The sequence below is a fragment of the Gabonibacter massiliensis genome (assembly GCA_001487125.1).
GTDB classification, from domain to species: Bacteria; Bacteroidota; Bacteroidia; order Bacteroidales; family Marinifilaceae; genus Gabonibacter; species Gabonibacter massiliensis.
In genome coordinates, this window is record LN913013.1 from 2,302,797 (window position 1) to 2,324,047 (window position 21,251).

The following is a 21,251-nucleotide window of genomic DNA, read 5'->3' on the forward strand; positions in this document are numbered from 1 at the left end:
TTTGAAGGATTAAAAGTAATAATATTTTTTAAATAGAGTGTCTGTTCTTGATTGTATGAGTGATAAAAAACAACGCTGATCAATTTCATTTTGATCAGCGTTGTTTATATCTTACAAAGATTAAATTATTCTGCGGTAGCGGCAGCTTTATTTTTTCTTTTTCGTTCTGTCTCGTCAAGGATGATTTTGCGAAGGCGCATAGACTTGGGCGTAACCTCCACGTATTCGTCTTCCTGAATATATTCAAGAGCTTCTTCCAAACTAAATTTTACGGCAGGGGCGATGTTTACTTTATCATCGGAGCCACTGGCTCGCATATTGGTCAGTTTCTTGGATTTGCAGACATTGATAACGATATCGTCCTGACGGGTACTTTCGCCGATAACTTGTCCGGCATATACTTCTTCACCCGGATCGATGAAGAAACGTCCGCGGTCTTGCAATTTATTGATTGCGTAAGCGAAAGTATCTCCGGCTTCCATGGCGATAAGGGAGCCGTTGGTACGCATTTCGATCTCTCCCATATAAGGTTCGAAGCCTTTCAGGCGGTGGGCCATAACGGCTTCTCCGGCCGTCGCTGTCAGTAAATTGCTTCTTAGACCGATGATTCCTCTTGAGGGGATATCGAATGTAAGGTGAACCCGTTCATTCCGGTGTTCCATGTTGGTCATGGTACCTTTTCGACGGTTAACCATTTCAATCGCTTTTCCTGAAAGTTCCTCCGGTAAATCGATCGTTAACTCTTCGACGGGTTCGCATTTGACGCCGTTGATCTCTTTTATGATTACTTTGGGTTGTCCTACTTGTAACTCGTAACCCTCCCGGCGCATGGTCTCGATAAGAACGCTCAGGTGTAATACACCCCGTCCGAATACGACAAATGAATCGGCTGTTAATCCGGGTTGTACCCGTAAAGCAAGATTCTTTTCCAGTTCCCGGTCCAAACGTTCCTTGATATGGCGGGAAGTTACGTATTTACCGTCTCTTCCGAAGAAGGGAGAGTCGTTGATGGTAAATAGCATACTCATGGTCGGCTCGTCGATTGCAATGGGAGCGAGAGCCTCCGGATTCTCGAAATCCGCAATCGTATCGCCGATCTCAAATCCTTCGATTCCCACTAACGCGCAGATCTCGCCGCACTCTACTTCTTCCACTTTTTGTTTACCCATCCCCTCGAATATCATTAAATCTTTGATTCTGGATTTTACCATCGTTTCTCCGTCCCGCTTACATAACGTTACGGCCATTCCGGATTTTAGCTTGCCGCGGGTTAGTTTCCCGATGGCAATACGTCCCACGTAAGAGGAGTATTCCAGGGAGGTAATTAACATTTGTGGAGTTCCTTCCTGTATTTTAGGAGCGGGAATATCTTTGATAATAGCGTCTAATAACGGGGTAATATCAGTTGTCGGCTTATGCCAATCCGTTGACATCCAACCTTGTTTGGCACTACCGTAAACAACGGTGAAATCGAGTTGCTCTTCGGTAGCGTCCAAAGAGAACATAAGATCAAATACCTGTTCATAAACAAAATCCGGTCTGCAATTGGTCTTGTCTACTTTATTAACTACCACGATGGGTTTTTTACCTAAAGCAAGAGCTTTTTGAAGAACGAAACGGGTTTGAGGCATAGTTCCCTCGAAGGCATCTACCAATAGGAGAACACCGTCGGCCATATTCAGAACGCGTTCGACCTCTCCACCGAAATCGGCATGTCCCGGTGTGTCAATGATATTGATCTTATAGTCTTTGTAATGAACGGATACGTTTTTAGCCAATATGGTAATTCCTCGTTCTCTTTCCAGATCATTATTATCGAGCAATAGATCGCCTTTGTTTTCTGTTTCTCTGAATAAATTTCCTTGGTAAATCATTTTGTCGACCAGTGTCGTTTTCCCGTGATCGACATGTGCGATAATCGCAATGTTTCTAATTTTCTGCATTTTGCTCCTTTATGGTATTGTTCCAAATAGGGCGCAAAGGTAATGCATTTTATTGGAAAGTGAATCAGTTGGATATAAAAAATATAAAAAAGGGACTTCGGAGTCCCTTTTTTATGACGCGATAGAATCAGCAATCAACGCGGTTTGCGCTTCCTAACACGTTAATTGTTTTGTGTTTATATAATTCCTTTAATGATTCGCGTGCCGGCCCGAGGTATTTACGCGGATCGAATTCTGCCGGTTTCTGGGCAAATACTTCACGAATAGCGGCTGTCATTGCCAAACGTCCGTCGGAATCGATGTTGATTTTGCAGACGGCTGATGTCGCTGCTTTACGTAATTGTTCTTCCGGAATACCTACGGCATCTTTTACGGCTCCCCCGTATTTGTTGATAATGGCAACCTTGTCTTGAGGAACTGAAGAAGAGCCGTGAAGTACGATCGGGAATCCCGGGATCCTTTTTTCTATCTCCTCGAGGATATCAAAGCGTAAAGGAGGCGGAATCAAAATTCCCTCTGCATTTCGGGTACATTGTTCCGGTTTGAATTTGTTGGCTCCGTGGGAAGTTCCGATAGAGATAGCCAATGAATCCACCCCTGTTCTTTTCACGAAATCTTCTACCTGTGCAGGACTGGTATAGACGTGTTCAGCTGCTTTCACGTCGTCTTCGATTCCGGCTAAAACTCCTAATTCTCCCTCAACGGTTACGTCGAATTGGTGAGCATAGTCTACCACTTTCTTCGTTAGAGCGATATTTTCTTCGTACGGGAGGGCCGAACCGTCAATCATGACAGAAGAAAAGCCCATTTCAATACAAGATTTACATAATTCAAAGGTGTCACCATGATCTAAATGAAGGGCAATAGGTATATTGCATCCCAATTCTTTTGCATATTCGACAGCCCCTTGTGCCATGTAACGCAAAATGGTTTGATTGGCATATTTTCGAGCTCCGCTGGAGACTTGTAAGATTACCGGTGATTTGGTTTCTACGCAAGCTCCGATGATGGCTTGCATCTGTTCCATATTGTTGAAATTGAAAGCCGGGATGGCGTATTTGCCTTCCATTGCTTTCTTGAACATCTCTCTGGTGTTAACCAGTCCTAAGTCTTTGTAATTAACCATAGCTGATATTTTTTATAATCTGCACCAAAGTTAAGGATTAAAAACAGAGTTTTCCAAGAAAAACCGGAAAAAATTTCAAACGTTTGCGTAACCTGTTAATTTCATGTTGTCCGGAAATACAAGGATTGAAGATGGGAATTGAAATTCATACCCGATATCGCGACGCACCCCTGTTTGCAATCTTGTTAGAATGCCAGGTGTACGATTAGGTTGTCCCATGCGCTATCTTGTTTCACCATTCGATCTCTTCTAAACCATGTGCTTTTAAATAGGTATTGGCTTGACTGAAGTGGTGATTTCCAAACCATCCGCCCCGATTGGCCGATAAGGGAGAAGGATGAACGGATTTTAATACCAAATGGCGTTGCGTATCGATGAAAGCTCCTTTGCGCTGGGCATAGGAACCCCATAGCATGAAAACGAGGTGCTCCTTTTTTTCGGCTAATAGTTTGATAACGGCATCCGTGAACTCTTCCCAGCCTTTATTCTGGTGGGAGCCGGCCTGATGAGCCCTTACAGTCAAGGTAGCGTTCAGGAGTAGAACCCCCTGATCGGACCAGCGTTCCAAATTTCCGGAAGAAGGTATGGCTGATCCCAAATCGTTGTTGATCTCTTTAAAAATGTTTTGTAAAGATGGTGGTTGTTCTATTCCTTCCGGTACGGAAAAACAAAGGCCGTGAGCCTGTCCCGGCCCGTGGTAGGGATCTTGTCCCAAAATGACGACTTTCGTGTTTTCAACGGGACAATGGTCAAAAGCGTTAAAAATAAGTTTTCCCGGGGGGAATATTCGGTTATGCTTATACTCTTCTTTCACAAATTGAATGAGCTCTGAAAAATAAGGTTTTTCAAATTCTTCCTTTAAAAGGTCTTTCCAGGATTCTTCTATTTTAACGTCAGGCATGGTAGGTAGAATTTAGATTATAATTAAAGATTTAATGATTTACGATTGGGTGATTTTGAAAAGTCATTATTTGACAGGCTTTATCTTTAGTTCAAAAAGTTTAGGCCAGCGTTTACCGGTAACATATAGGGTCCCTTTTTGGGCATTGTAGGCAATACCGTTCAGTACGTCATCATTTTCATCTAACTTGCCGCTCTCCTCCTTTGTTAATAAGTCGGGCAGATGCAATTCTTGTTTGACGACCCCTGTTTGCGGATCGATAACGGCGATTCGATCGGTTAGCCAAACGTTGGCCCAGATCATGCCGTTTATGAACTCCAGTTCGTTTAGATTCAGGACGGGACCGTTATGGTCGAAAACCTCTACTCTTTTCAATATATTGAAAGTTTCCGGATCGAGGTGATAGAGGACATGAGTTCCGTCACTCATGATCAGTTTGTCGTCCATTGTGGTAATGCCCCAACCTTGAGTTTGGTAATCGAACGTGGTTTCCAGCGTGAAAGTATTCAGGTCGTAAACAAATCCTTTGTGTGATTTCCAGGTAATTTGATAAATTTTGTCTTTATAGATGGTTATACCTTCTCCGAAATAGGACCTGTCAAGGTGAAGGACGGATAGTATTTTATTGTTTTGAAGATCTGTTTTTCGTAAAGAGGAGGCTCCGTATTGTCCGGTTCCTTCGTACATGAAATTGTCGTGAAATACAAGACCTTGGGTGTAGGCGCGGTTGTCGTGAGGGAAGGTGTTTATAAGTTGGTAATCGAGAGATACAGGAGCTTTGTTTGGTTTAATGACGATCGGCATGGTAGCAATCCCCTGTCTCTGGTTAGGATGGAAAGCCATGACTTTTATCGTTTGGGTTCCGCATTTCCCTTCCGGGATTTTGAAGATATACTCCCGGGTATTACTGTCTAATGTGGTGATCCTTGAGTTATTGTACAGGATATGAGAAGAATCGATTTTATATCGCTTGTCGTAAGCGAAATTTATTTTGATTTTCTCTCCGAATACACACGTGTCGTTTTTTTGAGGATAGATAATCTGGATGCTCTTGACGTATCTCGTCGTATTTTCCGGTGATGGTTTCGCATTTGCCGAAACCGACGTTGCGTTTTTGTTTTTAGGCTTTGTCTCCGTTTTACACGAGATGAACACCAATGTAAATAATAATGCGTAGAATATGTATGTCATTGATTTTTAATTATAATTATCTTCCTCCTGTGAAGAGGGTAAAAGAAGCCTCCTTATTCGAGGCTCCATTCGTATCCGTCTTTTGTATCCTTAATAAGGATTCCTGCATTTTTTAATTCGTCACGAATCTGATCGGAAGTGGCCCAGTCTTTATTTTGGCGTGCTACTTTCCGCACGTTCATCATCGCCTCGATTACTTTGTCTAAAGCTTGGTTGCTTGCCCCGGAATCCTCCTCGCTTTTTAATCCCAGAATATCAATTACGATGTCCTGGTATAGTTTTTTCAATTTATCTAAATTTTCGGTGTTTATTTTTTCATGGCCTGCGCTGATCGAATTGATGATCCGTACACCGTCGAATAGATGGGAGATTAGAATAGGAGTATTCAAATCATCGTTTAGCGCTTCGAAACATTCATTTATCAAGGAGTCCACATCTACCGTATTCTCTATTGACGGCTTCAGTTTATTCAATTGGTTGACGGCGGACATAAGACGTTCGTAACCTTTTTGGGCTGCTTTTAATGCTTCGTTTGAGAAATCGAGCGGGCTGCGATAATGGGCTTGGAGAATAAAGAATCGAACCGTCATGGGGGAGTAGGCTTGCTCCAATACGTCATTTTCTCCCGAGAAAAGTTGATCCAAGGTGATAAAGTTACCTAACGATTTCCCCATTTTTTGTCCGTTGATGGTTACCATATTATTATGCATCCAGTACCTTACGGCGTCGTGTCCGTACGCGGCCGCACTTTGGGCGATTTCGCATTCGTGATGAGGAAATTGTAAATCCAACCCTCCCCCGTGGATATCAAACGTTTCTCCCAGGTATTTTTGACTCATACAAGAACATTCTAAATGCCAGCCCGGGAATCCTGTTCCCCAGGGGGAAGGCCACCGCATGATGTGTTCCGGGGAGGCTTTTTTCCAGAGAGCGAAATCCAACGGGTTTCTTTTTTCTCCTTGGCCGTCTAACTGGCGTGTATTGGAAAATAACTCTTCTATTTTTCGGCCGGAAAGTTTTCCGTAATGGAATTTCCGGTTGTAGTGCTCTACATCGAAATAGATATTGCCGTTACTTTCATAAGCGAAACCGTTATCGATAATCTTTTTGATTAACTCCTGTTGTTCTATGATGTGTCCCGAAGCGTGAGGTTCTATACTGGGAGGAAGTGTATTCAGATCTTCCATGTTTTTATGATAACGGTTGGTATACAATTGGACGATTTCCATCGGTTCCAGTTGTTCCAATTTCGCTTTTTTGCCGATTTTGTCCTCTCCTTCGTCCGCGTCGTTGACTAAATGACCTACATCAGTGATATTCCGGATGTATCTTACCTTATAACCCAGGTATTTCAGGTATCTGAAAAGCAAATCGAACGTGATAGCCGGACGGGCATGTCCCAAATGAGCATCCCCGTACACGGTAGGACCGCATACGTACAATCCGACAAATGGAGGGTTAAGAGGTTCGAACAGCTCCTTTTTCCGGTCTAATGTATTGTATATCGTCAGTTTATTTTCCATGGTATTTTTAGTCATTTGTTTCGGATAACAAAAGTAAGAAAAAAATAAAAAACAACTTCTCTATTTTTATAAAGTTTAAAAACAGGGGAAGAGAAGAGCCTGGGATAGGCGTTTTACTCCTGCGGCTTATACTTCAAGGCTTCCGGGATCAGGGCTTTTAATTGAGCGATCCGTTTTTCGTCTGCCGGGTGGGTGGATAAGAATTCGGCTTGTTTGCCTCCCCCTGCTGCTGCCATTCGTGACCAAAAGGCCGTGGCTTCATTGGGATCGTAACCGGCCATTGTCATAAAGATCAGTCCCAAATGATCGGCTTCCGATTCGTGTTTACGTGAAAAAGGCAAGATGATGCCGACGTTGGCTCCGATTCCGATTACCTGTTCCAGTAACGCTTTTCTTGCTGCCCCCTGGGATTGGCCGAGTAATTCGCTTGCGGCAGTACTACCGTATTGAACCAATGCTTGTTGACTCATTCGTTCGTTGCTGTGATGGGCTACGGCATGAGCGATTTCGTGTCCCATAACGACAGCGATGCCCGCTTCGTTTTGGCAGTAGGGCAAAATCCCTTCATAGAATACCACTTTTCCTCCGGGCATGCACCAGGCGTTGGGTTCATTGCTGACTACCAAATTAAATTCCCATTGGAAATTTTGAATTTCGGATTCTAAACCGTGCTCTCTCAGGTATTGTTCCACGGCTTTGGATATGCGGGCCCCTACTTTCCGAATCCGGTTTTTGGCCGAATCGTCGCTCGATAATTTATTCTCTTTAATAAAACTGCTGTAAGAAGTCAGGCTGGTTTGTACCATCTGGTCTTCCGGAAATAAAATAAGTTGATGACGTCCCGTGATGGGTACGGTGGCACACTGGTACATCAATAGAAGGAAAGAGCCTAATAGGGTAATACGGGTAAATTTCTTTTTCATCGTTTGATTTCTTTTTTATTTCGAATGCTAAAATATAATACGTACCTGAAAAATGCAATGTTTTTCAATAGAGAATCTTTCGGAAAAAATGAGTTACTTTTTGCCCGTTGGACAGCATCCCGTTAACAATCTATTTTTATTGGGGTAAAAGGTAATAGATAGATAATAGAAACAAGATTTTCTTTTATTGAATTATTTTGAGGGAAATACTCTTATTTTTGTGTTAAAATAAAAGGTAATGAATCGGAGAATTCTTCAATTGGCCGTTCCGTCGATTATATCTAATATAACGGTCCCGTTATTGGGTTTAGTCGATGTGGCTATCGTGGGGCATTTGGGTGCGACTGCTTATATCGGGGCGATTGCGGTAGGAGGATTGCTGTTTAATATTTTATACTGGAATTTCGGTTTTTTGCGAATGGGTACGAGCGGGTTGACTTCGCAGGCTTATGGACGGAAAGACGCTTCGGCGGAAACGAGGGTTTTGGTACAGGCGGTTTGTGTCGGGTTGGTCTCTGCAATCGCCTTATTGTTGTTGCAATACCCGATCGAGCGTTTGGCTTTTCACCTGTTGGATACCAGCGATGAGGTAGAACGGTATGCCGTAGCCTATTTTCGGGTTTGCATCTGGGGAGCTCCGGCTGTTTTGACTTTGTATGGTTTTAAGGGGTGGTTTATCGGAATGCAAAATTCCCGTTTCCCCATGTATATTGCTATTGCGGTGAATACGGTTAATATTCTGTGCAGCCTTTGTTTCGTTTTTGGATTTAAGATGAAGGTGGAAGGAGTTGCCTTGGGAACCGTGGTGGCCGAATATGGCGGCTTGGCCATGGCGGTAGTTTTATGGGTGAAGAAATACGGCTATTTGCGGGTAAGGGTTGTTTTGCGGGAAAGTTTATATTTAACGGCTATGCAGCGTTTTTTCGCGGTGAACCGGGATATTTTTTTGCGTACATTCTGTTTGATTGCCGTAACTACTTTTTTTACTTCCACGGGGGCCCGTCAGGGGGACGTGATATTGGCGGTTAATACTCTGTTGATGCAGCTTTTTACACTGTTTTCTTATATTATGGACGGTTTTGCTTATGCCGGGGAAGCTTTAGCAGGCCGTTACGTGGGTGCTTGTAATTTAAAGCAATTGAAACATGCTGTCCGTAATCTGTTCGCTTGGGGAGTCGGACTATCTTTGTTTTTTACTCTTTTATACGCAGTAGGAGGGAAAAATTTTTTAAGTATATTGACGGATGATACGGAGGTCATACAGGCTTCGGCTACTTATTTTTATTGGGTTTTGGCTATTCCGTTAGCCGGATTTTCCGCTTTCTTATGGGATGGAATACTTATAGGTGCCACTGCAACGAAACAGATGCTTGGGGCTATGTTGATAGCTTCATTCGCTTTTTTCTTCATTTTTTATACTTTTTCCGGGAGTACCGATAATCATATGCTTTGGCTGGCTTTTCTGGTCTATCTTTCTTTGCGGGGAATCATGCAAACGCTTTGGAGTCGTAAGATTTTTACACTGCAATATTTACAAAAAATAGGTTGTAAATAATTTTCGAGTGTTTCCGGATCATTTTGATCTATCGGTTTCGGGTATTGTCGTGTATTGTAAAAATGTTATTTTTGCACGGTTGGATGAAAATTAGTAAAAATTAAATGTATGAGTGTGACAACAGAAAAGAAAAAAGTGAAGTTCAGTAAAGCGTTTTGGGTTGCCAACACGGTCGAATTATTAGAGAGAGCGGCGTATTACGGTGTTTTTGTCGTAATCACCCTGTATTTGAGTAATGTATTGGGTTTTTCAGATATTCAGGCTGCTACTATCGCGGGAATATTTTCCGCTTGTTTGTATTTCTTGCCTACTTTCTCGGGAGCTCTTGCCGACAAAATAGGATTTCGTAAGTCCATGTTACTGGCTTTTTTGTTATTGACGTTAGGGTATTTGGGATTAGGGGTATTTCCGACTTTTTTGGCTTCTACCGGATTGGTGGAATACGGATACGAAACTCGTTTTAACGGATTGCAGGATAGTAACTATCGTTACGGTATCTTGCCGATTATGGCTTTGATCGTTGTCGGCGGATCTTTTATTAAAAGTGTTATTTCCGGTACCGTGGCCAAGGAGACGGACGAGAGTACCCGAGCGAAAGGTTTTGCTATTTTTTACGGGATGGTAAATATCGGGGCTTTTTCCGGCAAGGTATTGGTGACGCCGTTAAGAGATTCTATGGGACATGAGGGGATGATCGTCTTGAATTATTTCTCTGCCTCCATGACATTTTTAGCTTTAATAGCTATTTATTTTATGTATAAAAGCGATAAACATGCGGGAGAAGGAAAATCTTTCCGGCAGATATGGGTCGCTTTGATGAAAGTCTGTACGAACGCCCGTCTGCTTATTTTAATTTTAATCATTACGGGATTCTGGATGGTGCAACATCAGTTATACGCGACGATGCCCAAATACGTGATCCGGTTGGCCGGGGAAGGAAGTGCTATCGGGTGGTATGCTAACGTGAATCCGTTGGTGGTTGTGTTGACGGTGAGTTTGATTACGCAATTGATGCGGAAAAAATCGGCATTATTTTCTATGACGGTAGGCATGTTTATTATGCCGGTATCGGCTTTATGTATGGCTTCGGGTAATATGTTGAGCAATAGTGAGATTGTTGGAATGCATCCGGTCGCTTTTATGATGATCGTGGGTATCGTGTTCCAGGGATTAGCTGAAGTATTTATTTCTCCCCGTTTTCTGGAGTATTTTTCTTTACAGGCTCCTAAAGGAGAGGAAGGGCTTTATCTCGGATTTAGCCATTTGCATTCGTTTCTCTCTTCTATTTTCGGTTTCGGATTGTCCGGATTCCTGTTGAGTAAATATTGTCCGGACCATGCTTTGTTTAGTAGCGAGGCGGAGTGGGCGGCGGCAGCTTCAAATGCTCATTATATCTGGTATTATTTTGCCGGAATTGCTTTGGTTTCGGCTATCGCTTTGATCATTTACGGAAAAGTGGTACGTTACATAGATGCCCGGAAACAGGAGATGGGTAACGAATAACTACGTAGTATATATCGGAATGAAAAGGTGTTTTTCCTAAATACGAGGAGAAACACCTTTTCATTTAAGGTTTGGTTTGTTTTACAGTACGGGTGATTTGTTTGGAATGGAAAGGGATACGACTAACGGAAAATAATTCGTGTTTTTGAGCTGAAACCCTTATGGAGGTAACAAAAGGCTTCTTTGTTGTTGCCTTGCCCTTTGTCAATACATGTCCGTTACGGGAAGGATCACCGTCATAGATGATGATATCATGATGGAGGGGAACCTCCGAAGATTCTTGGATGATGAATTTCAATTCTATGTTTTTCATCGGGGTATTTTGATGCAGAACGCCATGTGCTTTATTGTTCCAGGCGATAGTAATACCTATACAGACTACGGTAATAGTTAAGATTAAAAATCGGGTCATGTTATTCTTTTATGTTTGTGTAAAGATTACGTGAGAAAAGAAATTCAGGTTACATCCTGATAAGTAGGAGATTGGAAAAAAGTTATTATCCGGGAGTTGCCGTAGGGAATTGGAATTTCTTTATTAGATTTGTAAAATATCTATTTTTGTAGTTTTAGTAAGGAGGTTTTGTAAAGAGGTATGGATACAATCATAGCGTTATTTGAACGGAGTTGCGAGAAATTTTCCGAAAGTCCTTATTTGTGGGAGAAGAGAGATGGAAAATATATATCCACGTCTTATCGGGAGGTTAGAGAGAAAGTAATAGATTTTGCCGGAGCTTTACTCTCTTTGGGGATGAATAAGGGAGACCGGGCAGCTCTTTTGAGTGAAGGATGTAATCGTTGGGTGTATGCTGAACTGGGGGTATTGTACGCGGGAGGGGTAAATGTACCTTTAAGTATCAAATTGACAAGTGATGAAATCTTATTTCGGATAGAACATTCGGGAGTTCGTTTTTTAATCGTTTCTTCTTATTATTTCCGTCGGATACGTGAAATGAGCTCCCGTTTGCTCCAAGTAGAGAAGATCATTGTATTCGATTATGAGGGAGAAGAGGAGCGTACTCTCTCTTTCGAGTCTCTTTTGTCTGAAGGCAAGTTGTGGTTAGCATCTAATTCTCACGTCTTGAACGATCGGATTCGGTCTGTTCGGGCAGATGATCTGGTAAATATCTCTTATACTTCGGGAACAACGACAGACCCTAAAGGGATTATGTTGTCGCATGGGAATTATGTGACGAACGTGTTACAGGCTGATTCGCTGATACAGATTCCATCGTCTTATAAGGTGCTTTTGTTTCTGCCTTGGGATCATAGTTTCGCTCATACGGTAGGCATCTACTCTTTTATGTATAACGGAGCTTCGTTGGCTTCGGTAGATTTTGGAAATTCTCCTATGGAATATTTAAGGAATATTCCGGTGAATCTTTTGGAAATAAAACCTCATGTCTTGCTTAGTGTGCCGGCATTAGCGAAAAACTTCAGAAAAAATATAGAGGCCGGTATACGGGCGAAAGGACGCTTTATATGGAAGTTATACCGATGGGGGCTGAAAGCTGCATATCGTTATAATGGTCTGGGAGATGATAGGGGAAAAGGTGGAAAGGCATTTTGGTGGCCTTGGGTTAAAATGGCGGATGGGTTTATTTTCTCTAAAATTCGTCGGAGTTTCGGTGGAAATTTGCAATTCTTTGTCGGGGGAGGGGCTTTGTTGGATATCGAACTACAACGTTATTATGCAGCCTTGGGGATTCCTATGTTACAAGGGTACGGATTGACGGAAGCCTCGCCTGTTATCAGCTCCAATACGCCGGAACGGTATCGTTTCGGTTCTTCCGGTATGGTCGTGAAGCCATTGGAGTTGAAAATATGTGACGAGGAGGGAAAGGTTCTTCCGGTTGGAGAACAGGGAGAGGTATGGATTAAGGGAGGCAACGTGATGCTGGGCTATTGGCGGAATGAAGAAAATACAAAAGAATATATCATAGACGGATGGTTGCGTACCGGTGACATCGGTTATCTTGGGAGAGAGGGGTGGCTTTATGTTTTAGGCCGGTACAAATCCTTGTTGATAGCTAACGATGGGGAAAAATACAGTCCTGAGGGGATTGAAGAGGCAATCGTGGAACACTCCCGCTATATCGAATGTTGTATTTTATACAATAATCAATCTCCATACACGGTCGGGCTGATTGTACCGAATAAAACAGCATTGGAGGAGTATATTATGCAGCAGGAGGTAGAACCGAATACCATGGATGCCTATCGCTCCATGGCCTTGAAGCTGGAAGAGGAGTTGATAGCTTTCAGAAAGGGAGGAAAATGGGCCAATTTGTTTCCGGAACGTTGGCTTCCAGCGGTTACCGGAATACTTCCTGAAACTATTGGAGAACAAAACGGTTTGATGAACTCTACCATGAAGGTCGTGAGACGTAACGTGATCGAGCATTTTAAAGCGGAAATTGATTACCTTTACACTCCGGAGGGGAAAGCTATTACGAATAAGCGCAACCTTCAGAATTTAAAACGAATAATGTCATAATCGATTGAAATATAATTATTATGCGTAGGAGAACGAGACAGGTTAAAATTGGAAATACGTTTATTGGGTCGGAGTATCCGGTTCTTGTACAGTCCATGCTAAACACGAGTACGATGGATACTTTCGCTTGTGTGGAACAGGCTGTCCGAATTATTGAGGCAGGGGGAGAGTTAGTAAGAATTACGGCTCCGGGAAGAAGAGAGGCAGAAAATTTGAAAAATATACATATTGCTTTACGGGAAAAAGGATATCGGGAACCTCTTTCGGCAGATATTCATTTTAATCCGGTAGCTGCTATGATTGCGGCTCGTTATGTCGAGAAAGTGAGGATAAATCCGGGGAATTTTGTGGATAAACGGGCTACGTTTGAACATTTGGAATATACGGAAGAAGAGTATACGGAGGAGTTGGAGCGTTTGCGGGCGAAATTCACTCTTTTTTTGAACGTGTGCCGGGAATATCATACGGCGGTACGTATCGGTACGAATCATGGTTCTTTATCCGATCGGATTATGAGTCGGTATGGAGATACTCCTGAAGGAATGGTAGAGGCGACGATGGAATATCTTCGAGTATGTCGGGAAGAAGAATTTAATGATGTGGTGATCTCTTTGAAATCCAGCGATTGTCGGGTAATGGTGGAAGCCGTTCGTCTGTTAGTCAGGGAGATGGAGAAAGAGGGGATGGATTATCCGTTGCATTTGGGAGTGACAGAAGCCGGGGAGGGGGAGGACGGGCGAATTCGTTCGGCTGTGGGGATAGGAACTCTGTTGAATGAAGGGATCGGAGATACGATTCGGGTTTCTTTAACGGAGGCTCCGCAAAAAGAGATCCCGATAGCTCAACGGCTGGTACGGATTTGTACTCCTGAATATCGTTCGGAATTTCCCGTTTGGAAATCTCATTTTGTTAAACCTTTGATCGTGGCGGATATTTCTCATGTGGATTGTATCGACGAGCGAATTACGGCAGGATTGGATTTTCACGTTGCCGCGGTCAATGATCCGGTTTACGGTGATTTGCTGAAAGCAGGAAAACAGGCTCCGGAGATTATTTACACGGAAGCTTTGGGACCGGAATTAACCAAATTACCGGAGAGTGTGAAGATCCTTGTCCCCTATGAGAACATTGATGTCGCTCACGTGTATAACCGGAATGCAGTTGCCTTGATTGGGGTGAGGGAGTTTTTAACCTTGAAGGAGGAACCGGAAGGTAATGGCGTATTCGTAGAGATACGGGGTGTGGAGGAGATAAATCAGGAATTGGCCGTGAAATTGCAAAGAGAAGAAGAGGCTATTTTGGTATTGACACCGACGGAAGTGCTTTATTCCAACTATCGCCATCTTTTGGAACGATTGGCTGAATTGAACATCAAAAACCGGGTAATTATCCGGGCGGTCGCTTCGGGAGAAGAAATAGATGATTTGAATCTGCGAGTTGCCGCTCATGTCGGAGGATTATTTATAGATCGTCAGGGATACGGTCTATGGATTAGTTATCCTCAGGCGGGTAACCCTTTTGACGCCCTATCCATTAGTCGGAATATTCTTCAGTCAGCCGGAGTTAGGCGCTATAAAACAGAGTTTATTAGTTGTCCGGGATGTGGACGTACGTTGTATAATTTAGAGGAATCGGTTGCTAAGGTGAAAAAAGCCTTTGCTCATTTGAGTAAATTGAAAATTGCCGTGATGGGCTGTATTGTAAATGGCCCGGGAGAGATGGGTGATGCCGATTACGGTTACGTGGGGGCTGGAAACGGGAAAGTGAATCTTTACCGGGGAAAAGAAGTCGTTCGGATTGCCGTTCCCGAGAGCGAAGCTCTCGAAGCATTAAAACAGGTGATCATGGATAATGGAGATTGGGAGTAAACGAAGGAACTTTTTTGATTTTGTGGTGATCGACATGTTATAATTCGTCTATCTTTGCGGCCGTTTTTATTCACCAGCTAAATAGATCTTATGTCACAAAATACACCTTTGATTTTAGGTACGGAGAAAATCGGAAAATTACTTCTTCGTTATGCTATTCCCGCCATTATTGCAATGACGGCCTCCTCTTTATATAATATGGTCGATAGTATTTTCATCGGCCACGGGGTCGGCCCGTTGGCTATTGCCGGATTGGCGGTGACATTTCCTCTGATGAATTTAGCGGCAGCTTTCGGTTCGCTTGTAGGTGTCGGCGCATCTACTTTGGTGGCCATAAAATTGGGACAAAAGGATAAAGAGAGTGCAACGCATGTATTGGGGAATGTTATCGTTTTGAATATAATCATTGGAGCGTTGTTTATGGTGCTGATGCTGATTTTTTTAAAACCGGTACTTCTTTTTTTCGGGGCGAGTCCCGAAACATTACCTTATGCGGAAGATTATATGCAAGTTATTTTGGCCGGAAATTTGGTAACGCATGTATATTTAGGATTGAATGAGGTATTGAGGGCTTCCGGTTATCCTCAAAAGGCAATGGCGGCAACATTGATGGCGGTGCTGGTAAATTGCGTGTTGGATGCCCTTTTTATTTTCGTGTTGGATTGGGGAATACGCGGAGCTGCTTATGCTACCGTCCTTGCTCAGGTCTTGGCCTTGAGTTGGGAGTTGATGCATTTCTTTAATCCGAAAAGTTTTCTTCATTTTCAAAAAGGTATTTTCGGTTTAAAAAGAAGCATAGTGGGAGGGATGCTTGCTATCGGTTTATCTCCTTTTTTAATGAATTTATGTGCTTGCTTGGTTGTCATATTGATTAATAAAAGTTTGAAAGTACATGGAGGGGATATGGCGATAGGAGCGTATGGTATCGTAAATAGAGTGGTTTTTTTGTTTATTATGATTGTGATGGGGTTCAACCAGGGGATGCAACCCATTGCCGGATATAATTTTGGAGCTCGACAATTTGATCGCTTGATTCGGGTGTTGAAATATACCCTGATTTGCGGTATCAGTGTAACGACTTCCGGTTTTTTGATAGGTCAGATTTTTCCTCGGCCTATTATTTATCTTTTTACCGTACATGCCGAGTTGGTTGAAATTGCTTCGAGCGGGTTGAGGATTGTGCTTGCTGCATTTCCTTTGGTCGGTTTTCAGATGGTTACTTCCAGCTTTTTTCAGTCCATCGGGATGGCTAAAAAAGCTATTTTCCTTTCTTTGACGCGCCAATTGTTATTTTTGATTCCCGCTCTTTTGATATTTCCTCATTTTTGGGGTACGACGGGAGTTTGGGCCAGTATGCCGACAGCCGATGTTATTGCTTCTGTCGTGACGGGATGTATGTTGCATTGGCAATTGAAACGGCTAAAAATTTCGAATTTGCTTTGATTGCGATGTTTTGTTGTTTTAGGCTATGGGCTCTCGCGAATATTTTGATTTAAAATAGGCTCCGGCACCTTATAGGAAAGAAAAAATAAGTAATTTTGTATGTATAACTAATCCTAAATAAAGTGTTATGGAAAATTGTGTTGTTACAATCGGTAGGCAATTCGGCAGTTGCGGTAAGCAAATCGGACAAAAATTATCCGAAAAATTGGGAATTGCTTTTTATGATAAGGAGTTAATCACGTTAGCTTCTCAGGAAAGCGGATTGTGTAAAGAATTTTTTGAGAAGGCGGATGAACAGAATTCCGGTAGTTTATTGCATGCTTTTGCCGCGGGCTTTACTTTCGGCGGATTTCAATATAACGATTTTCTTTCCAATGAAAAACTATTTCAAATTCAGTCGGATGTTATCCGTAAATTGGCGGAAGAGAAATCTTGTGTTATTGTAGGACGTTGTGCGGATTATATTCTGCGGGAGAAGAAAAATTGTGTGAATATTTTTATTCATGCACCGTTGGATGAACGGATAAAAACCGTGATGCGGCGGGAAAACATATCCGAGCATGATGCTTCGGAGCTTATTCGTAGAATGGATAAAACTCGTCCGGGATATTATAACTATTACACGGATAAAGAGTGGGGAGTAGCTTCTTCCTATCATTTATCTATCGACTCTTCTCTTTTGGGAATTGATCGTAGCGTAGATTTTATACAGGAATTTGTAAAAGAAATGATCTCTTGTTGATGTAATGAATACGGGATTTTAGAAAAGTATGGTTTTACGAATGTTATAAGTTTAAGGGGGCTTTGGATAGGCCCCCTTTAAATTGGATTGTTTATTTGAGTTCACAAGAGATTCGGGTTTCGTTCGGACTTGCTTGATGATTCTCTTTTTGTTTTAGGCCTGACTTGGCCCGAGGATTTGTCTCTTTTCCGGACAACGAGAATGTTCCGCTGTCGCTTTTGGTAACGGTTTCGGGGATATTCTTTTTATATTCGGTCCAAATTAATTTTACCGGAACTTTATTGTAACCTTCTGGCACAATGGAAGTTAGGTCAAAAGATACTCTGCCGTAGCTCCAAACATATGAATCTGTGTTTTGGGCATCGGGTTTTTCTCCGTATGCATTATGGCGTAAAGTGATATATACGGAGTCGTTGTGTAATCCCATATCGTTTTGAACCAGATTGATGAAGTGTTTTTCAGAGGAGCCTTTCTTTACCGGAATTTTGAATTCGACATTCAAGTATTTTCCGCCGAACCATGCTTCCGTGATATTAATGGGATCGTTACCGATGCTGTCGTTTCGGACGGCTTCATTTTCTTTAATGAAGGATTCTTTTACGGGGACTTTACAAAGTACATCGTCAATATCGTATAAACGGATGTAATAAATCATTTTGCCATTTAGGCTTGTTTCCTCCCTTTCACTCCCGATAATGGAGTAATTGGCAACAACCCGTAGACCTTCTTTTACTTCATCGCCATTGAGACGTACTCCTTCGGAGAGAATCAGTTTATTTCCGTCATCCCGGCGGATAACGTATTTGGATTGGGAATTATCGACTTTTTCAAGATTACCATAGCTTATCCACGAATTTCCGTTCCCAACGTAGTAATATTCATCATCGTCATCGCATGACGTAAAGAAGAAGACGGCTAAAAAGCAAATTAACGCCAATTTCCATGTTTTATTTTCCATAGCTGTTTTTAATTATAAAGTTCATCTATATGATGCACTACTTTAAAAAAGGTTGCGTCAATTCGATTGTAATTTTTAATTAACGAGATCGGGAGATTGAAGGACTAAGAGATCCAATGATTGAATTGAATCTCTTAATCGATCGTCGGTACATTACCCCGTTCCTATGGGTTGTTATTCAGCCATGAAGATTTCCGGTTCTTTTCGGTCGTGGAAGTTCCTGAAAAGAAATTCCGTAAAAGGAGTATTGAATATTCTGGCTTGGCTGGGGCATTGTTTTACACAGGCACAACATTTAATACAAGTTTCATCGTTGCTTATGATTTCGTCTTTCAGTTGAATGGCTTCGACAGGGCATATTTCGACGCAAAATCCACATCGGGTACATAAATCTTTTATGGTTTTCGGTGAGGCTGGAGTTTTAGGTTTCTTTTCTTTGTAAGGAATATTTCCTTTCACCTCCAATAAAGGGATATCGCTGGCTGAACCATAGATATGCAATTGTTCCACGCTTTTTCTCCCTAATGTTTTTGCTATTTGCAAATCGGATGGGTCGGGCCGTCCGGGAGCGGTTGGCATTGTGGAGGTACTGTAAGAATGTTCTCCGATGAAGGTTCCTCCACTAATGGGAATAAAACCGAGTTCGTTTACCGTATCTCTTAATTCGATTAAGGCATCTTCGTAATCTCTATTACCATACAAAACGGCGATAATGGCTGGCGATTGATGGGCTTTAATGATTTTTAATCGATCCAATGCCGTTTGCGCAACTCGACCCGCGTAAGTTGGAACAGCTATGATTGTTAATGTATTCTCAGCTTCGATTGATGTTGCGTTTGACGCAGGCGTCAAGTCGATCTCTTTTCCGATGGGAAGTTGAATTCCTTTTGCGATGGCCCTTGCCACTTCCCGAGAAGTGTGAGTTGGTGAAAAATAGATCAATTGAATGGTATTGAATTTCATTTTGTTGCAGATTAATTATTTGCGGTAAAGATAAATATAAAAAACAAAGATTAATGTCCGGCGAAAATGAGATTTTTATTTTGTATCGGAGCAATGGCGTGAATTTCTGAAATAGAAATTGCCGAAGCCGGTATATGGATAAATTCAAAATAGAAGGTAATTCCTAAAATAATAGTCGAAACGAGTAGCTTATGCTGTATTTTTCCGTAGAATATATAGATGGGTAATGGTACAAAATGCAGAGTGTTATGAAAAATATTTATATTACGGGGATACATGGTTTTATCGGGGAAACCATACGAGGTATTTTTGAAAAATATGGATATAAGGTCAATGCGATTCCGAGAAACGTGTTGTTTGAGGGAGGGATGGCATTGAAGGAATATATCGAAGATGCTGACGTGATTGTTAATCTTGCCGGTAAAAGTATTATGGGCCGTTGGACAGCTCGCGGGAAGGAAGAGATTATGCGTTCCAGGGTATTGGCGACTCGAAACCTGGTGAGGGCCGTCAATGCGCTTCAGCGAAAACCTCAGGTTTTCATCAATGCTTCGGCCGTGGGTATATATAAGGATGGGAGCGTAAGCGATGAAAATGCTACAACTTATGATTCCGGTTTTTTGGCAGAAGTTGTAAAGGGTTGGGAAAAAGAAGTAGCGTATTTGGAGGATGTGCGTAAGGTTATTTTGAGATTCGGAATCGTGCTGGGGAAAAATGGGGGAGTTTTGAAACAACTCAAACCATCCTTTCGATTTCATTTATTCTTGATCATGGGAAGCGGGAAGCAAGCTTTTCCGGTGGTGCATGTTAAGGATATTGCCGGTTTTATCCGGTACGCCATAGAAAACAGAGATATTGAAGGGATTTACAATATGGTTATTCCAAATTCACTTAGTTATTTAGAGTTTACCAAAGCCTTGGAAGAACATATTAGAATAAAAATAACAATAAAAGTTCCTGAGAAAGTATTACTGATGCTGTTGGGAGAATCTGCTTTGGTATTGACTCGCTCTGCTAATGTGATCCCCTTTCGAACGTTACATTCCGGCTATCGAATGCAATACCCCGATTTAAAATCGATCTTGTCAGATGTTTTAATTGACGATTAGAATGATTCAATGATTTAGTGATTCAATGATTTTGAGATTTAGTGATTCAAATCTTTTAATCCGTCCGTTTATTGTAAATTGTAGATTTTAGATTGTAGATTGAACGCTGTTTTTGAATTTGCAATCGTCAATCTACAATCATCAATCTTTTTAATCTCCCAATCTCTTCTTCTAATCTTTTCATCTTTTCATTTTCGTTCTCGCAGTGTTGTCGAGTCTTTTCTTTTCGTTGTCGTTAGTTTTCCGGGGAAAAAAACATTTAGAGATTTAGTGATTCAAATCTTTTAATCCGTCCGTTTATTGTAAATTGTAGATTTTAGATTGTAGATTGAACGCTGTTTTTGAATTTGCAATCGTCAATCTACAATCATCAATCTTTTTAATCTCCCAATCTCTTCTTCTAATCTTTTCATCTTTTCATCTTTTCATTTTCGTTCTCGCAGTGTCGTCGAGTCTTTTCTTTTCGTTGTCGGTAGTTTTCCGGGAAAAAAAACATTTTTTAATTCTTTCAGGTTCAGCGTGATAATTGCCTGTTAAAATTTTTCCTGTAAAAAATGTGATAAAAAATTTGGAAAAGGGGATAAAGTTGCTTTATCTTTGCACCCGCTTTCCGGAGGGGTAGCGAGATGAAACGGGCCTGGAGGTGTAGAACGAGGGGGTTGAAAAAAAGTTCGAAAAAAATAGTGAAAAAGATTTGGAAGGTAAGAATAAATGGTGTTATCTTTGCGTCCGCTTTCGCCGTTAAAAAAGGGGGAAGCCGGTAGATAGAGAGACGAGTTCTTGAATATATTGAAGTGAAAAAGACGAACAAGCGAGCGCGAGCCGTCGAGAGACGGCCGTGAATTAAACCGGGACAGGAAGAACAAAAAAAGTAAAGATTTTTTATCATGAAGAGTTTGATCCTGGCTCAGGATGAACGCTAGCGACAGGCTTAACACATGCAAGTCGAGGGGCAGCGGGGAGTGGCAACACTCTGCCGGCGACCGGCGCACGGGTGCGTAACACGTGT

At 42.0% G+C, this 21,251-nt stretch carries 16 protein-coding genes and 1 rRNA gene; 8 read left to right on the top strand and 9 right to left on the bottom strand.

The annotated features are described in order from the left end of the window. Nucleotides 1-125: 125 nt before the first annotated feature. The 6 genes from typA to BN3283_RS14100 all read right to left on the bottom strand — a co-directional run bounded on the left by typA (nt 126) and on the right by BN3283_RS14100 (nt 7,607). Nucleotides 126-1,943, bottom strand: coding sequence for a translational GTPase TypA (gene typA, locus BN3283_RS14075; RefSeq protein WP_041504635.1), 1,818 nt, complete (start codon nt 1,941-1,943; stop codon nt 126-128). Nucleotides 1,944-2,070: 127 nt separating this feature from the next. Further along, complete coding sequence (locus BN3283_RS14080; protein WP_041503555.1) at nt 2,071-3,069, bottom strand: class II fructose-bisphosphate aldolase; 999 nt, start codon at nt 3,067-3,069, stop codon at nt 2,071-2,073. Between the two features lie 232 nt (nt 3,070-3,301). Then, entirely contained in the window at nt 3,302-3,970 is a 669-nt protein-coding gene (gene ung, locus BN3283_RS14085; protein WP_059027136.1) for a uracil-DNA glycosylase, read from the bottom strand. Between the two features lie 66 nt (nt 3,971-4,036). Continuing rightward, a complete protein-coding gene (locus tag BN3283_RS14090; protein WP_052634627.1) occupies nt 4,037-5,161 on the bottom strand; it encodes a glutaminyl-peptide cyclotransferase in 1,125 nt (374 codons plus the stop codon). A 53-nt stretch (nt 5,162-5,214) separates the two neighbouring features. Next, nucleotides 5,215-6,684, bottom strand: a complete 1,470-nt coding sequence (gene cysS, locus BN3283_RS14095; protein ID WP_041503571.1) for a cysteine--tRNA ligase — start codon at nt 6,682-6,684, stop codon at nt 5,215-5,217. Nucleotides 6,685-6,797: 113 nt separating this feature from the next. Continuing rightward, nucleotides 6,798-7,607 (bottom strand): M48 family metallopeptidase, encoded by an 810-nt coding sequence (locus tag BN3283_RS14100; protein ID WP_041503557.1) that lies wholly within the window; start codon nt 7,605-7,607, stop codon nt 6,798-6,800. Nucleotides 7,608-7,845: 238 nt separating this feature from the next. Here BN3283_RS14100 and BN3283_RS14105 point away from each other — a divergent pair, with 238 nt between their 5' ends. Beyond that, nucleotides 7,846-9,162: an MATE family efflux transporter gene (locus BN3283_RS14105; RefSeq protein ID WP_041503558.1), complete on the top strand. Its 1,317-nt coding sequence runs from the start codon at nt 7,846-7,848 to the stop codon at nt 9,160-9,162. 108 nt (nt 9,163-9,270) lie between these two features. Continuing rightward, the gene (locus BN3283_RS14110; RefSeq protein ID WP_041503559.1) at nt 9,271-10,665 is read left to right on the top strand and encodes an MFS transporter; all 1,395 of its coding nucleotides are present in this window, start codon (nt 9,271-9,273) and stop codon (nt 10,663-10,665) included. 64 nt (nt 10,666-10,729) lie between these two features. On the opposite strand, the gene BN3283_RS14115 is transcribed toward BN3283_RS14110, so the two are convergent. Further along, nucleotides 10,730-11,077, bottom strand: a complete 348-nt coding sequence (locus tag BN3283_RS14115) for a hypothetical protein (protein WP_041503560.1) — start codon at nt 11,075-11,077, stop codon at nt 10,730-10,732. A 180-nt stretch (nt 11,078-11,257) separates the two neighbouring features. On the opposite strand from BN3283_RS14115, the gene BN3283_RS14120 reads away from it, so the two are divergent. From BN3283_RS14120 to BN3283_RS14135, 4 genes are all read left to right on the top strand, one after another. Further along, complete coding sequence (locus tag BN3283_RS14120; protein WP_059027139.1) at nt 11,258-13,159, top strand: AMP-dependent synthetase/ligase; 1,902 nt, start codon at nt 11,258-11,260, stop codon at nt 13,157-13,159. A 20-nt stretch (nt 13,160-13,179) separates the two neighbouring features. Next, a complete protein-coding gene (gene ispG / locus BN3283_RS14125; protein WP_059027141.1) occupies nt 13,180-15,027 on the top strand; it encodes a (E)-4-hydroxy-3-methylbut-2-enyl-diphosphate synthase in 1,848 nt (615 codons plus the stop codon). 90 nt (nt 15,028-15,117) lie between these two features. Next, a complete protein-coding gene (locus BN3283_RS14130; protein ID WP_041503563.1) occupies nt 15,118-16,470 on the top strand; it encodes an MATE family efflux transporter in 1,353 nt (450 codons plus the stop codon). 127 nt (nt 16,471-16,597) lie between these two features. Beyond that, a complete protein-coding gene (locus BN3283_RS14135; protein WP_059027143.1) occupies nt 16,598-17,212 on the top strand; it encodes a cytidylate kinase-like family protein in 615 nt (204 codons plus the stop codon). 91 nt (nt 17,213-17,303) lie between these two features. Here BN3283_RS14135 and BN3283_RS14140 read toward each other — a convergent pair whose 3' ends face one another. Together BN3283_RS14140 and BN3283_RS14145 are read right to left on the bottom strand one after the other, a co-directional pair. Then, nucleotides 17,304-18,170, bottom strand: coding sequence for a NigD1/NigD2 family lipoprotein (locus tag BN3283_RS14140; RefSeq protein ID WP_059027144.1), 867 nt, complete (start codon nt 18,168-18,170; stop codon nt 17,304-17,306). Between the two features lie 174 nt (nt 18,171-18,344). Further along, on the bottom strand, nt 18,345-19,133 hold the full coding sequence (locus tag BN3283_RS14145; protein WP_059027147.1) for a 4Fe-4S binding protein: 789 nt from the start codon (nt 19,131-19,133) through the stop codon (nt 18,345-18,347). A gap of 248 nt (nt 19,134-19,381) precedes the next feature. On the opposite strand from BN3283_RS14145, the gene BN3283_RS14150 reads away from it, so the two are divergent. Both BN3283_RS14150 and BN3283_RS14155 read left to right on the top strand, forming a co-directional pair. Beyond that, nucleotides 19,382-20,242 (top strand): TIGR01777 family oxidoreductase, encoded by an 861-nt coding sequence (locus BN3283_RS14150; RefSeq protein WP_059027149.1) that lies wholly within the window; start codon nt 19,382-19,384, stop codon nt 20,240-20,242. A gap of 884 nt (nt 20,243-21,126) precedes the next feature. Next, nucleotides 21,127-21,251: ribosomal RNA gene (locus BN3283_RS14155) — 16S ribosomal RNA — on the top strand; the annotation flags it as partial.

Excerpts from the sequence above, each read along its gene's own strand:
- BN3283_RS14150 (WP_059027149.1), top strand. The coding sequence starts at position 19,382 with ATGAAAAATATTTATATTACGGGGATACATGGTTTTATCGGGGAAACC.
- typA (WP_041504635.1), bottom strand. The coding sequence starts at position 1,943 with ATGCAGAAAATTAGAAACATTGCGATTATCGCACATGTCGATCACGGG.
- BN3283_RS14120 (WP_059027139.1), top strand. The coding sequence starts at position 11,258 with ATGGATACAATCATAGCGTTATTTGAACGGAGTTGCGAGAAATTTTCC.
- ispG (WP_059027141.1), top strand. The coding sequence starts at position 13,180 with ATGCGTAGGAGAACGAGACAGGTTAAAATTGGAAATACGTTTATTGGG.
- BN3283_RS14110 (WP_041503559.1), top strand. The coding sequence starts at position 9,271 with ATGAGTGTGACAACAGAAAAGAAAAAAGTGAAGTTCAGTAAAGCGTTT.
- BN3283_RS14080 (WP_041503555.1), bottom strand. The coding sequence starts at position 3,069 with ATGGTTAATTACAAAGACTTAGGACTGGTTAACACCAGAGAGATGTTC.
- BN3283_RS14140 (WP_059027144.1), bottom strand. The coding sequence starts at position 18,170 with ATGGAAAATAAAACATGGAAATTGGCGTTAATTTGCTTTTTAGCCGTC.
- cysS (WP_041503571.1), bottom strand. The coding sequence starts at position 6,684 with ATGGAAAATAAACTGACGATATACAATACATTAGACCGGAAAAAGGAG.
- BN3283_RS14105 (WP_041503558.1), top strand. The coding sequence starts at position 7,846 with ATGAATCGGAGAATTCTTCAATTGGCCGTTCCGTCGATTATATCTAAT.
- BN3283_RS14135 (WP_059027143.1), top strand. The coding sequence starts at position 16,598 with ATGGAAAATTGTGTTGTTACAATCGGTAGGCAATTCGGCAGTTGCGGT.
- BN3283_RS14130 (WP_041503563.1), top strand. The coding sequence starts at position 15,118 with ATGTCACAAAATACACCTTTGATTTTAGGTACGGAGAAAATCGGAAAA.
- ung (WP_059027136.1), bottom strand. The coding sequence starts at position 3,970 with ATGCCTGACGTTAAAATAGAAGAATCCTGGAAAGACCTTTTAAAGGAA.
- BN3283_RS14115 (WP_041503560.1), bottom strand. The coding sequence starts at position 11,077 with ATGACCCGATTTTTAATCTTAACTATTACCGTAGTCTGTATAGGTATT.
- BN3283_RS14145 (WP_059027147.1), bottom strand. The coding sequence starts at position 19,133 with ATGAAATTCAATACCATTCAATTGATCTATTTTTCACCAACTCACACT.
- BN3283_RS14100 (WP_041503557.1), bottom strand. The coding sequence starts at position 7,607 with ATGAAAAAGAAATTTACCCGTATTACCCTATTAGGCTCTTTCCTTCTA.
- BN3283_RS14090 (WP_052634627.1), bottom strand. The coding sequence starts at position 5,161 with ATGACATACATATTCTACGCATTATTATTTACATTGGTGTTCATCTCG.